Raw genomic sequence first — 14,776 nt, 5'->3', positions numbered from 1 at the left:
GAGGGGCTAGGGGAGATTTGTCGCTGGTTCAATCTTGCAGATTGAACCCTAACATTAAAGAAGAGCAGTTGCCTCTAATTACAATACTTCTTGTCGTCGTCCATTTTCTTTTCATCGGTCTTTTGCTCTCCGCCTTCCTTATTTTTCTTCTTGCGTGCATCTTCATCATCGCCACTTTCATCCGACTTTATGGTTCCCATCGCCGTTATCAGTGAAGATACCGTATTGTCGGTAGCCGTGTTATTGCCGACAACCGACAAATCGTTGGTACTGGTATTCAGCGTAACCGTGCCATTCGGGGCACTCAAGCTGATACCGGGGCTGACGGCAATACTGCCACCGGGCGCCATCAGGCTGATATTCCCATTTGATGACGCTATGTTTCCAGCGATTGTAAGGTTACTAGAACCTGAGGCCGCCAATGATATGCTGCCGTAAGCTGAAACGCCGCCGGAGCCGATCGTAAGGGGGCTGTGAGCGGTCATGGAAACAGTGCCCCATGATGAGGTAATGGTGTCTGTATAGGTGGTGATGCCACCGATATTTTGGAGAAGGACGTTTCCTGTTCCGACGTTGCTGAGAACGCTTACGTTGAGGACGCCGGTGTTATCAATGTCGATGTTGTTGGAGGTGGTATTAACGGCAGTGATATTGTGCACTTCGGTCATGAGAGGATCACGCGGATCGCTGCTGCCGATGCCGTTGGCTGCATAGGCGAAGAGAGATTCTGCAGAGATACTTGTCAAACTGCCCCTGCCGTTGATAATCGCGCCGCCGGAGGAGTTTAGGGTTACATCCCCCGTACCTTCGCCCGTACCGGCAGTGACAAGCCCGTTCAACGTTATATCGCCTTCCGCCGTCGCGCTCAGGCTGTTGCTCACGGTCGAGGTGTTCAGGGCAAGGGCGCCCGTGTCTGTCAGGGATACGTTCCTTCCGCTCGTGATTCCAACGCTGGTGAAGTTGTTGCCGGCATTCGTCAGGGTGATGTCATTGCCTGAACCGGCGTCAAAGGTGGCTGCGCCGGTAACTGCAAGGGCGCCGTTCTGGGTGATATTGCCGCCTGTAGTCACGCCCAGCGCCCCGCTCACGTTGGAGGTGTTCAGGGCAAGGGCGTCGGTGTCTGTCAGGGAGACGTTATTTCCGCTCGTAATCCCGACGCTGCTGAAGTTGTTGGCTGCATTCGTTAATGTGATGTCATTTCCTGAACCGGCATTAAACGTCGCGGCGCCTGATACCTGAAGAAGCGCAGATTGAGTGATCGCCCCGCCGCTGTTCAGCGTAAGATCTCCACTGGTCGCAAGGCCGGCTGTATTTACCGTTCCAATATCAATTCCGGCGCTGTTTGTGAAATCAACCGTGCCCGTATTTCCTGCCAACGTCGTTACGGCGTTACCCGCATTAGTCAGATTGTATGTCCCGCCTGCTCCCAGCAGTTCCAGCCCTGCCACCGTAATCGGCGCCGTCTGGCTGACCGTGCCGGTGGTGTTCAGGGTAAGGTTGCTGCCTGTTCCCGTCACTGCACCGCCGAAGCTGATATTGCCGCCTGTGCCGGCGTTTGTCAGCACCGCGTTCGACGCAAGCGTTACCGGGCCGTTGTAAGTCTGCGATCCATTCGTCGTTGTTATATTGCCGTCAAGGGAATAGCTCAACCCCGCCGGAGTCAGGAAACTAAAGCCGCTATTCAGCGTCAGGTTGCTGCCGGAAAAAGTGTAAGGGATATCGGTGGAATCAAGAGCTCCCTTGGCGGTCCCGAACGTGGTGTTGGAGATTGCCCCGCCGCTGGCGGTTACGGTGTTGGAGGCAAGGGAGAGATCGGTGATATGTGTCCCGCTGGAGAGATAGACTGAAGCGCTCTTCACGGTATCTCCGGAAATATATGCCAGAAGCGCGCTACCGCTGGCAACAGAATTGCCGGGAAGGGCAAAGTAATAAAAGCCGTTCGCTCCTGTTGAAACCGCCGCAAAAGGCGACCCATTGACCGCTGTCTGAATTGTCTTTCCCGCTCCGGTGGTCACATCAACCTTGCCGGAGATAATCTGTGGCGTGCCGCTGAACTGCCATGTGAGGTAGGGATAGGATATGCCCTCCACGATACCCCAGGGAGACTCGGGATTCGAACCGCCGAGATTTGAAGGCTGCATCATCTGGGCCGTCGTCAGGCCTGTACCGCCTGCGCTGGTTGACCATCCGGAGGTTTCTGTGTCCCAATAGCTGCTGGTGATGGCGCCGCCATTGTTAGACCCCACCAGGCCGCCGCCATAACTGCCGGTTAAGGTTACCGCACCCGTGCTGTAGGAATTGCTGATGTCAGCAATTCCGTAACCACCGTAACCACCATAACCATAACCATAATTATATCCGACCAACCCGCCGACGTTCGTGATGCCGGTAACGGCCCCCGTACTGTAAGAATTGCTGATGTTAGCAGAACCATCATACATATCAGCGTAACCATAATTATATCCGACCAGCCCGCCGACGTTCGTTTTGCCGATAACGGCCCCCGTGCTGTAAGAATTGCTGACGTTAGCAGAACCATAATAACCATAATTATAACCGACTAGTCCGCCGACATTGGTGTCGCCTGTGATATCTACATCGACCAACCCAACATTCTTAATGGTAGTAAGAATAGGGGCGTGGTATCCGAATAGTCCGACATAGTACTCAGCCGGGCGGTTGATGTACAAGCCGGTGATGGTGTGGCCAAGGCCGTCGAAGGTGCCGGTAAAGGGGTCAACGTTGTTCCCGACAGGCACGAAGCCGGTTGAGGTATTCCACATTCCGGGCGCCTTCTTAAGTTCACTCATATCAATGTTGCCAGCCAGGGTGTAGCTCGCGCTGAGGTCCATCGCCATCAACTGCAACTGGTGCGCATTGGTAATATTCGCGCTCCACTCCGAGCGCAGGAAGGGGCGCGTGTTACCGCTGGACATCCACCAGACACCTGTACTGGGGGTGAAGTCAAACCCCTCGAAGTTTGACGGTTGCATCATTTGGGCGGTCGTCAGACCTGTGGCGTTGGAGTTGCTGGGCCCTGAAACATCAGCATCATATCCGATGCCATTCACCACATCAACTGCTGTTGTCTTATCCCAGAAGGAGTTGCTGATGCCATAGCTCTCATTCCACCCCACCAGTCCGCCGCCATAACTGCCGGTTACGGTTACCGCCCCCGTGCTGTAGGAATTTTCTATGCTGTAATATTCACCATAACCATAATTATACCCCACCAGACCGCCGCCATAACTGCCGGCCACGGTTACCGCCCCGGTGCTGTAAGAATTGCTGATGGTGCCATAATCATTAGATCCCACCAGGCCGCCGCCATAACTGCCGGCTACGGTTACCGCCCCGGTGCTGTAGGAATTGGCGATGTTGCTATAATTCTCCCCCACCAACCCACCCACGTATTCGATGCCGCTTACCGTGCCCGTGCTGTAGGAATTGCCGCTGATGCTGCCATCATTAACCCCCACCAAACCGCCGACGGAGTAGTCTCCGGTAACCGTGACTGCGCTGTAGGAGTTACTTATAGTGCCGTCATTAGACCCTGCCAGACCGCCGACAGAGGATATCCCGGTTACTGCACCCATGCTGTAGGAACTGGTGATGGCGCCTGCATTATACCCTACCAGACCGCCGACGTTGTTAAGTCCCGTCACGCTGACATTGGTCAGCCCTACGCCGGTTAAGGTGCTGCCGGAATCCAACCGCCCGACGAATCCGATGTTGTTATTGAAAGGCTGGTTTACCGACAGATTAGCCAAGGTGAACCCGGAGCCGTCAAAGGCGCCGTTAAAAACCGGTAGGTGCCAGCCGGGCAAGCTGGTCAGATCAACGTTTCCCGTCAGTCGGAAGCTGTAGCCAGCGTCCACGAAACCCAGCATGTCCTTGAGTCCCTGGGGGTTGACGATGGTGTAGTAGCCATCACCGGCTAGCGCGTCTAGCGCGAAGTAGTAGTCGATGGAGGGCAGCGTCTTTGATGGGAACCAGGCCGCGTATTGCGAACTATAGAGCCCGCCTTCGGTTACATGATGGCCATCGTTGATAGTGACGTTGTCGATGTCGTAGTGAGAGTTGATAATGGTGCCATTATTCCATCCCGCCAGGCCGCCGACATTAGTACTGCCGCTTACCGCCCCAGTGTTGTAGGAATTGCCGATGGTGCCGAAATTATTACCCACCAGGCCGCCGGCATAATCGCCGGTTCCCGTTACTGCCCCTGTGTTGTAAGAATCGCTGATGCTGCCATAATTATACCCCACCAGCCCGCCAACATTAGAACTGCCGCTTACCGCACCCGTGTTGTGGGAATTGCTGATGTTGCCATAATTATACCCCACCAGACCGCCGACGTTGTTTCGTCCCGTCACGCTGACATTGGTCAGTCCCACGCCGGTCAAGGTGCTGCCGGAATTCAACCGCCCGATGAATCCGATGTTGTCATTGAAAGGCTGGTTCACCGACAGATTGGACAAGGTGACCCCGGTGCCGACAAAGGCGCCGTTAAAAACCGGTAGGTGCCAGTCTGGCAAGCCGGTCAGATCAATGTTATCCGTCAGTTGGAACGTGTAGCTCGGGTTGTCCAAGAAACCCAGCATGTCCTTGAGTCCATCGGTGCCGCTGATGGTGTAGCCGCCATAACCAGCGGCAGACAGTGAAGGGTAGTTGTTGATGTCCAGTGATGCGTAGCTGCTGTCAACCCATTTCTGGTATTGCGACGCATAGAGCCCGCCTTCGGTTACATAATGGCCATCGTTGATAGAGACGTTGTCGATGTCGTAGTGAGAGTTGCTGATTCTGCCATCATTCCACCCCACTAGGCCGCCGACATTAGTACTGCCGATCACCGCCCCCGTGCTGTAGGAATTGCTGATGCCGCCATAACCACCATAACCACCATAACCACCATAATTATACCCCACCAGCCCGCCAACATTAGTACTGCCGCTTACCGCACCCGTGTTGTGGGAATTGCTGATGTTGCCATAACTATACCCCACCAGGCCGCCGACATAACCGCCCGTTCCCGTTACTGCTCCCCCGTTGTAAGAATAGCTGATTTCGCCGCCGGAAGCATTATACCCCACCAGCCCGCCAACATTAGTACTGCCGCTTACCGCACCCTCACTGTAGGAAGTGCTGATGCTGCCATAAACGCTATTATACCCCGCCAGCCCGCCCACGTAGTTGGTGCCGCTTACCGTGCCTGTGCTATAGGAACTGGTGATGATGCTCAAATTTTTCCCCACCAAGCCGCCGACGTTGTTCCGTCCCGTCACGCTGACGTTGGTCAGCTCCACGCCGGTCAATAAGCTGCCAAATTGCGACCTCCCGATGAATCCGATGTTGTCATTGAAAGGCTGGTTTACCGACAGATTGTACAAGGTGGACCCGGCGCCGTCAAACTCCGCTCCGGCCGCAAAAACCGGAATGTACCAGCCGGGCAAGGTGGCCAGATCAATGCTGGTCGTCAGTCGGAACTTGTAGCTCGGGTTGTCCACGAAACCCAGCATGTCTTGCAGTCCCGGGGTGCCGGAGATGGTGTAGTAGCCGCTGACCAATGGAAGGCTGGCGCTGTAGCTGGTGATTTCAAGCGTTGCGTAGGTGCTGTTTTTCCAGTTCAGGTATTGCGACGCATAGAGTCCGCCTTCAGTTACATAATGGCCATCGTTGATCAAGACGTTGTCGATGTCGTAATGAGAATTGCTGATGGTGCCATCATTATACCCCACCAGGCCGCCGACATTAGTGCTGCCATTTACCGCTCCCGTGTTATAGGAATTGCTGATGTTGCCATAACTATACCCCACTAGGCCGCCGGCATAATCGCCGGTTCCCGTTACTGTCCCCTCGTTGTAAGAATCGCTGATGGAGGAGCCGGAAGCATTATACCCTACCAGACCGCCGACATAGGAGACCCCGGTTACCGCACCTGTGCTGTAAGAATTGCTGATGGTGCCATAATCATTAGATCCCACTAGGCCACCGCCATAACTGCCGATTACGGTAACCAGCCCCCCCCCTTCCGTGCTGTAGGTGTAGGAACTGCCGGTGCTTGTTACCGCCCCCGTGCTGTAAGAATTGCTGATGCTGCTTCCTGAATAAATCTTTCCCACAAGGCCGCCGACATAATAACCCGTGCTGCTTACGTTGCCGCCGCTGTTGGAATTACTGATACTGCCCTCGCTTGCGCCTGCGAGGCCGCCGACATAATCTTCGCCTGTACCCATACCACTTACATTCACAGTGCTGTAAGAATTGCTAATGGAACCAGCGTTGTACCCCACCAGTCCACCGACATCATAACTGCCAGTTACTTCACCAGCACTGTGGGAATTGGTAATGGTGCCATAGTCATTGTAGCCTACCAACCCGCCGGCAACGGCAAAGCTGCCGGTTATATTGCCAGTGCTGTAGGAATTATTGATGCTTCCATTATCATTATAACCCACCAAGCCGCCGACATAGTAGGCGCCGCTCACCGTACCCGTGCTGTAGGAATTGGCGATGCTTCCATTATCATTATAACCCACCAAGCCGCCGATGTTGTCTTGGCCGGTAATATTCACGTTTACCAGCCCGACATTCCGAATAGTCACGGCAGCTCTGTGGTATCCGAAAAGACCCACATTGTCAGTTAAGGGGCGATTGATATAGAGGCCGGTGATCGTGTGGCCAAGCCCGTCAAAAGTGCCGTCGAAGGGATAACCACTGTCGCCGACAGGCATGAAGCCGTAATATCCGCTGCCGTTGGAATTCCAGGTTGATGTCGCTATGGCGTCAATGTTGCTGCCGAGGGCATAGTGGCCGGATGGATTAGCCGCCGCCGCCATACCTTGCAAAGTGGCCGTGCCCGGTGCTGTCGTCGCATCCGCCGCCGCGCCCAAGCTGTTGATGACGGTGTAGCCAGTACCGTTGATGGTGAGAAAACCGATGCCAGAATGTGGCGTAATGCCATCAGCTTGGAAGAAATCAACCCGTCCCTTGAAAGAGCCGTCAGGGTTGAAGCCGATATTGACCTTGCTGCTGCCTGGTTGAAGATCGAGGCTGGCCGTGTCTTTGGCGGTCATCACAGCGTTGATATTGATGTCATTGACCGCGGTGAGGGTCAGCTTGTTGGCGTTCCAAGTTATCGGACTTGATACGGTAATGTCACCACCATTTGGCGGCGTCACTGTTCCACCTGCCGTCGTAATCGTTACATTGCCGATGCCCAAGTTGCCAACGATCGTGGAGGGTTTAATATACGAGGTACTGGCCCCGCTAACGGTAGAGTCATAAAAATATGGAGGAGGGGTAGCGCCGTTATGAGATAGGCCGCTTTCCGGCTGTGTTTCGTCAATATAGATGTCCGTCGGGTCAAGCAGCAGCGTGCCTGCTTTCCCCCTTGGCGCCCGAAGATCGGCCACCCCCTGATAATCAAGGTATTGCTTCCCCGATACCTCGATAAAACCGCCGTCCCCTGACAGCAAACCTCCCCTGGCACTGATGTTTCCATAGGCCCGGGCGGTATTATCTGCCCAGACGATGACCTTGCCGCCGTCGCCGGTCTCCGTCGCATCGGCCTTGATTACGGCATCCATGCCGAGATAGGTCGCCGCGGCGTTCTGGACGGCAGGGTTTTTACCCTGATAATCGCCGCCGATGAGCACGGTTCCACCGCCGGTTCTGCCGGAGGAATCTACCCGGGCGCTATCAATCAATCCGACATGGTAGCCGAGGATCTGGATATTCCCGCCTTTGCCGTCATTGGCGGTGGCGGTGACTGTGCCGGATACCAGCGTCGTTCCCGATTGGCTCTGAATTTTTATCTGCCCGCCCTGAGGGCCGTTGGCGCTGGTTGTGCCGCCGGCATCAAGTGTTACGTCTTTCGTCGCCTTTAAGAATATCTTTCCGTCCTCTCCGACTACCGCGCTGTCGGCATTGACAATACCCTTCTGCAATATGAGCCCACCGTAAATCCCCACCTTGCCGCTTTGGGCGACGATCTGGCCGAGGTTTACTGCCTTGTTCGTAGGCGCGCTCACGACGACTGCGATGTCGGGGTTGAGGGAATCTATCAACTGGACGCTATGGCCTGCTGCGAGGAGCACTTCGCCCTGCGGGGTATTGATAATCCCGCTGTTTTCGATATCCGGGGCGATCAGGTACACCTTGCCGCCTGCGGGTGTCGTGATGGTACCCTGGTTCTGGATTGATCCGGCGATAGCTCCAGCGGAAAAGTTGAACTTACCCGCTAAGAAATCCTGATTGCTGATGGCAAGCGTTGAGGCGAAGAGGCCGTTTACGTCAATCCGGGCGCCTTGACCGAAGAGGATGCCGTTGGGGTTGATGAGAAAAACCTTGCCGTTGGATTGCAGCAGGCCGAGAATCCGGGAGGGGTCCTGGCCGGTGACGCGATTCAGGACGGAGCTGGCGCTGGATTGTTGCATAAAGCGGACGGCTTCATTGTTATTGATCGAAAAGCCCTGCCAGTTGATGATTGCATTGGGGCTGTTGGTGACCGTGAGGTTGTTGCTCTGGGTGATGAAGCTGGCCTGGCCGTTTACCACCTGCTGCCCGGTCGGTAAGGCGAAGACAGTGCCCGCGCTGAAGAAAATCAGGGTGATGATAGAAACGATTTTGTGGGCGATCATGAAAAGCCTCTTTTTTCTGCACGGATTTGTGTTCATATCCAGCTCCTTCGGTATTACTCAATTATGCTCATTGCAAAACCTTTGTCATGCCCGGATGCTTAAGTCGGGCATCCATGGTTGCACTTGAAAATGCATCAAATCCCCCTTACTCCCCCTTTTCTAAAGGGGGAAATTATGTAGCCTCTCCCCTTTTCTGAAGGGGGACTATATTATTCCCCTCTTTGGCAAAGAGGGGTTAGGGGAGATTTTCATTAATCCTTAAAACATTACACTGGCCGTCAAATGCCAGGCACTGCTCCAGCGGGTGGTGCTTTCATCCGGCGGATCGAGCACGAAGCCGCAATCGGCCGAGATGGATAAGTTTTTGCCATCGGTGATGCGCAGGCCGGGACCAAAGCTGGCAATTTCATAACTGACAATATCGCCAGGCAAAGGGTCTATTTGGGAAACATAACCCCGGTCGTAAAACATCAGTAAACGGGATTGAAAGGCCTTCACGCCCAACGGTTTGCTAAGGTCGGGGGTATATATCTCAAAACTCCCTGAATATCCCCGATCTTTGGAAAACGCCCGCTCCGAAAAACCCCGGACAGTGTTGGCGCCGCCGATCCCATACCATTCACCCGGCACCAGTGGGTCTTCGGTATATTGCCCGTTAACGAGCGCCCGCGCCTGCCAGTCCGCACCCAAGGCTAAGGACAGATTCGCCCCGTAACGGAAAATATTATAAGCCCGCGGAGCGCCGACGCTTTTACGAGCATTTTCAATATCCGCGTTGGTGTCCCGGTTATCCCAATTGCCCTGCAGATTCTGCGAATCCGTCAGATAAAAGCCGGCATTGATTTTATCCGTAGTAAACGTCCCGGCGTAGGTCAGGCTGACGGGATGGACCGTGACATTATAGCCCCACGGTATCCCCGATAAATCCACATTGTTTTCATAAGCGCGATAATCCAGGGCCAGAGTCAGCTTATGCTCGTAGCTTCCGATCCGCGTGAGATTCTGGTTGTAACGTAGCCCCAGGATTGTACCTTTACCGCTGACGTTCATGGTCGAGGTGGCGGCGGTGATGGCGCCGGAATTCACATTGGAATAAGCGCCGATCACGTCTATGGATGCCCCCGGCGAATATAAAGGGATCCGATAGCCAAGGCTGAAAATGCTGACCTGGTCCGCCTTCTCGGGAGACCAGATATTTTGTAACGTCAGGAGATGATCCCGGTTGAATAGGTTGGCGTGCTGCAGGAGGACACCCAGGCGGGAATTGCCTGTCTGCCTGTCGCCTGTGTTATCGGCCGTGAAGCCTATTTTCCAGGGTGAATCGTCTTTAACGGCGATATTGGCGTCAATTTCATTTGCCTTGTCGCTGTTTTGTAATTGCAGATTGACCTTTTTGGCAGGGTTTTCATTGGCAATCCTGAGACTGCGGGAGACGGCATCGAGATTGGGGGTCTGCCCCTGGTTCAGCCCCGGCAGGCTCCGGCGAATGTTGACCTGATCAAAATAGCGGTTTCCCTCTATGGCGATTTTCCCCAGGCGGTTTTCGTTGACCTTCAGTCGCACGACACCGCCGGCTAATCCCTGTTCCGGCAGCGCCACCGAGACCATGGAAAAGCCTTCGTCGCGGTAGGCCTTTTCCAGCGCATCCAAGGCTTCCTGCACAGTGCCGAAATCTCTGCCCGTTCCGGTAAAGGGCGCCAGGATCAAATCAAGGTTTTCAGCGGCCAGAAGCGTATTGCCATCCACCTGGTAACTCTTGATATCAAAACGGGGGATGCCGTCGGGCTTCTCTCCGGGCGGCGTCTCCGGGGCGGCAAAAGCGGTGAAAGCTGTAAATATTAACAAAGCGCATAAACATAAAATTGATGGCAGGGATCGTTTTCTCATAGGGGCTCACTTTAGTAAGAGGCTCTGGTTCAATAATGTGGGGCAGATCAGTGCAGCGTAACCCGCCTTGATAACCGCATTTTCGGTGCGTTACGCTTTGCTAACGCACCCTACAGACTACAGACTGCCGATATTGTTCAGCAGGGTTGCATCCTATCTAAAGTCCCCCCTGCAAGTCAAGCGGAAATTTTCCGAATAACGAAACATAAAAATCCCATCTGTCATTCCGGACCCGATCCGGAATCCAGGCAGTAAGGTACTGGATACCGGCCTACGCCGGTATGACGATCAACTTTATCTTTTCTGTCCGTCATAGAGTTGAATGATTTTGTCCGTTATATCTATGGCATTATCGGACGCTACGACACCGCTCTTCTCCAGGATCAGGGTATAGTTTTCATTCCTGGAAAAGGCGTTCACTATCCCGCGGAGTTCTCCAATCAGTTTTTGCGTCAGCGCCACGTCCTTTTTCTTTAATTCCTCTTCCAGATCGCTTTTCAACCGGCTTAATTCGCGAGCTTCTTTCACCAGTTGATCGTTTTTGCTGTTTCTTTCTTCGGCCGACAGTTTCGTGTCCGGGTTTTTCAACTCCTCTTCCAGCAGCCGGACTTCTTTATCCTTGGCCGCGAGTGTGCCGCGCTTGGCCTCCAGGTCTTTAAGAAAAATTGCCTGCGCGTTCTTCGCGGCTTTCGATTCCCTCATGATCCTCGCCGTATCAATGATACCCAGCTTGATGGTCATGTCTTTTTTGGTCGCTGTCTCCTTGGGCGCTGCCAAAGCAGGCAAAGCGATGACGAACCCCATTAGTGCGATTGTCCATACTGATATTTTTTTCATGTAACCTCCTGTTTAATATGAAAAATCATTTTCCCCACCCTTGACGGGCGGGGGTTAGGGGGCGGGTGAAGCTGCAATGTGCTGATTTCATGATAACCTCCCCCCCCCTAACCCTCCCCCGCCGGGGGGGAGGGGATTTTTTGGCACCTGGGCTGGTTCAATCTTGCAGATTGAACCAAAACATTAACAAAAGGTTCAGGCTGCAAGCCTGAACCGGCAAAGAGAATCGTCATTCCGATGAAAATCGGAATCCAGAAATTTCAACACGTTACAAAAGAACTGGATACCGGCTTTCTCCGGTATGACGACTTTTGAAGAGGTCGCCAAAGTGCGAAGTATTCAATAACTCTGTTTTCCGATCACGGCATAGATCATAGAGGCCGGAATGATGCCTTCCCGTAGTATCGCCGGTGGGTCCGTGGTCATATCCAGGACCGTGGAACCGGCGCCTCCCTGGTTGCGACCTCCGTCAATCAGGGCGGCGATTTTTTCTCCGAGGCGATCCATCACTTCTGCGGCGGTGGAACATTCCGCGGCGCCGGACAGGTTGGCGCTCGTTGCCGTAATCGGAAATACCAGGGTTTTGGCGAGGGCGGCGGCTATCGGGTGGCTGGAAACACGGATGCCGATCTTGCCCGTACCCGCCGTAAGACGGGGGTTGATGCGGGCAGAGGCGTGAAAGACCAAGGTTAGCGCGCCGGGCCAGAAGGCTTGCATTAATATTTTCGCTGTCGGGGGCACCTCCTGGACGAGTTCCGCCAGGTTTTCGTCATTACCGATAATGAGAGAGACGGGATTGCTGAAAGACCTGCCCTTGATGGCGAATATCCTTTCCACTGCCGCGGCATTGCCGGCGTGCGCCCCCAACCCGTAGAACGTCTCCGTGGGAAAGGCGATGACTCCGCCATTTTTCAGGATGGTTACCGCCTTGGCGATGAGCGCCGGATCAGGATTATCGGCGTCTATTTTGAAAATTTCCGGCTTCATGGCCTCCCGTTTATACGAAAATAGATCGTCATACCGGCGTAGGCCGGTATCCAGTCCTTTACACCTGGATTCCGGATCTGGTCCGGAATGACAGATGGTATTTTCACCCTTCGTCGTGCCCGCCTCGGGCATGGGGGCTAATCGCTTTCCCCTTTTTTTCGACCTCGCCAGCCATGTTTTCCACGTAGGCGTCCAGTTTTTTGCCCAAGGTTTTGTCCGTCAGCGCCAGGATGCGCACCGCCATCAGGGCGGCATTCATTGCTCCCGGCTTGCCGATGGCCATGGTCGCGACCGGTATCCCGCCCGGCATCTGCAGGGTGGAAAGCAGGGCGTCGAGGCCTCGGAGAGAGGTTGCGTCAATGGGCACGCCGATCACGGGCAGGGTGGTCTGCGAGGCGATAACGCCGGCCAGGTGAGCAGCCGCCCCGGCCCCGGCAATGATGATCCTGACGCCCCGTGCCGCCGCGCCGCCCGCATAGGCCGTAGTCCGCTCTGGCGCCCGGTGGGCGGAGGTAAGGTATAATTCGTTGGGTATGCCGAAAGCGTCAAGGATATTAATGGCTTCCTGCATGATGTGCAGGTCGGAATCACTGCCCATAACGACGCTGACTACGGGTGTAACTTTTGGTTTCATATTCCTCTCCGGTTATTTCATCATGGTTCGACAAGCTCACCGTGAGCGGTATCTATAATTCCGCTCATCCTGCTTTGTCATTGCCTTAAGCACAACTTCTCCCCTCTTCAGCAAGTCCCCCTTTTCTAAAGGGGGACTAAAAAGCGTTCTTAATGTTTAAAATGTCGCTTTCCCGTAAAGATCATGGCCATGCCGTGTTCGTCGGCCGCCTTGATTACTTCGGCGTCCCGGAGCGATTCACCGGGCTGGACTACGGCCGTGATGCCGGCCTCGGCGGCCATGTCCAGACCGTCGCGAAACGGGAAAAAGGCGTCGGAGGCCAGCACGCATCCCTGCGTAGGCAGGTTCGCCTTCATGCGGGCGATCTTTACCGAATCCACGCGGCTCATCTGGCCGGCGCCGACGCCCACTAACTGGTCTTTCGTCGTATAGATGATGGCATTGGACTTTACGTGTTTCACCAGGCGCCAGGCAAAATCCAGCCCCTGATATTCGGCTTCGGTGGGAGTCCTTTTGGTGACCACATGCGTCTGAGTAATCAAAAAATCCTCCCGGTTCCAATCCTGAATGAGTAGCCCGCCCGCGACGCGCCGGAAGTCGAACCCGGCTGCCCTTTTGGTGCATGTGGAAGGAATCGAAAGGACGCGCAGGTTCTTCTTCTCGCTCAGTATTTTGATAGCCTCGGCGTCGAAGGCCGGGGCGATGAGGATTTCCAGGAAGAGTTTGCTGACTTCGGCCGCCGTCTTTCCATCCACCGTCCGATTCAGGGCCACAATGCCGCCAAAGGCCGAGACCGGGTCGGTTTGCAGCGCCTTGAGGTAGGCGGCGGTAATATCGTCGGCCGTCGCGGCGCCGCAGGGGTTGGCATGTTTGATGATCACGGCGGTGGGCAGCGTGAAATCCAGAACCATCTGCCAGGCCGCATCGCCGTCCATGATATTGTTGTAGGAAAGTTCCTTCCCCTGGAGCTGCCGGGCGTTCGCCAGGGAGGAGAGGTCAGGGTCGGTCTCTTTGTAGAAGGCGGCCCGCTGGTGCGGATTTTCGCCATAGCGCAGGTCCTGGGCCTTGGCGAACTGCACGGTGAAGGTGTCCGGAAAAGTCCTGGCAGGGGCGTCGGGGCTGATCGTGCCCAGATAATTGGAGATGGCGCCGTCATACCTGGCCGTGAGCTGGAAGGTCTTGACGGCGAGCGCGAAGTTGGTCGCGGCCGATACTTTGCCGCCCCGCTCCTGCATCTCCGCCAGGATGCGCGGATAGTCGGCGGGATCGGTGACGACGGTGACGAAGTGATGATTTTTGGCCCCTGCCCGCAGCATCGTCGGGCCGCCGATATCAATATTCTCCACGGCCTCCTCCAGGGAACAGTTTTCCCGCGCCACCGTGTCCTCGAAGCGGTAGAGGTTGACGACCACCATGTCTATCATCTTGATCTGCTCTTTTTCAGCGGACGCCATGTGAGCTTCCTGGGTCCGGATCGCCAGCAGTCCGCCGTGAATCTTCGGGTGCAGCGTCTTCAGGCGGCCGTCCATCATCTCCGGAAATCCCGTATAGTCGGATACCTCCGTCACGGACACGCCGTTTTTTCGGAGCAGGGCCGCCGTCCCTCCCGTGGACAGGATTTCCACCCCGAATCCGCTCAATCCCCGGGCAAATTCCAGGAGGCCTGTTTTGTCGGTGACGCTGACGAGCGCCCTTTTGATCTCATTTAGTTTCATACTCAGCCTTTCTTCGGAAAATTCTCCCCTCTTTATCAAAGAGGGGGCGGGGGAGATTTTACCGAATATTGGAA

General features: G+C 55.0%; 6 protein-coding genes. All 6 read right to left on the bottom strand.

Going from position 1 to position 14,776, the window contains the following annotated elements; all coding sequences use genetic code 11:
- Nucleotides 1-74: 74 nt before the first annotated feature.
- Nucleotides 75-8,678 carry a filamentous hemagglutinin N-terminal domain-containing protein gene (locus NT140_08045; protein MCX5831821.1) on the bottom strand — a complete coding sequence of 2,868 codons (8,604 nt, stop codon included), beginning with the start codon at nt 8,676-8,678 and terminating at the stop codon, nt 75-77.
- 222 nt (nt 8,679-8,900) lie between these two features.
- On the bottom strand, nt 8,901-10,487 hold the full coding sequence (locus NT140_08040) for a ShlB/FhaC/HecB family hemolysin secretion/activation protein (GenBank protein MCX5831820.1): 1,587 nt from the start codon (nt 10,485-10,487) through the stop codon (nt 8,901-8,903).
- A 336-nt stretch (nt 10,488-10,823) separates the two neighbouring features.
- Nucleotides 10,824-11,366, bottom strand: coding sequence for an OmpH family outer membrane protein (locus NT140_08035; protein ID MCX5831819.1), 543 nt, complete (start codon nt 11,364-11,366; stop codon nt 10,824-10,826).
- A gap of 339 nt (nt 11,367-11,705) precedes the next feature.
- Nucleotides 11,706-12,353 (bottom strand): L-threonylcarbamoyladenylate synthase, encoded by a 648-nt coding sequence (locus NT140_08030; GenBank protein ID MCX5831818.1) that lies wholly within the window; start codon nt 12,351-12,353, stop codon nt 11,706-11,708.
- 103 nt (nt 12,354-12,456) lie between these two features.
- Nucleotides 12,457-12,987: a 5-(carboxyamino)imidazole ribonucleotide mutase gene (gene purE / locus NT140_08025; GenBank protein MCX5831817.1), complete on the bottom strand. Its 531-nt coding sequence runs from the start codon at nt 12,985-12,987 to the stop codon at nt 12,457-12,459.
- A 149-nt stretch (nt 12,988-13,136) separates the two neighbouring features.
- Nucleotides 13,137-14,702 (bottom strand): bifunctional phosphoribosylaminoimidazolecarboxamide formyltransferase/IMP cyclohydrolase, encoded by a 1,566-nt coding sequence (purH, locus tag NT140_08020; GenBank protein ID MCX5831816.1) that lies wholly within the window; start codon nt 14,700-14,702, stop codon nt 13,137-13,139.
- Nucleotides 14,703-14,776 lie beyond the last annotated feature (74 nt).

It is taken from the genome of Deltaproteobacteria bacterium (genome assembly GCA_026388415.1).
GTDB lineage: Bacteria > Desulfobacterota > Syntrophia > Syntrophales > JACQWR01 > JAPLJV01.
This window is presented reverse-complemented; position numbering and strand designations above follow the sequence as displayed.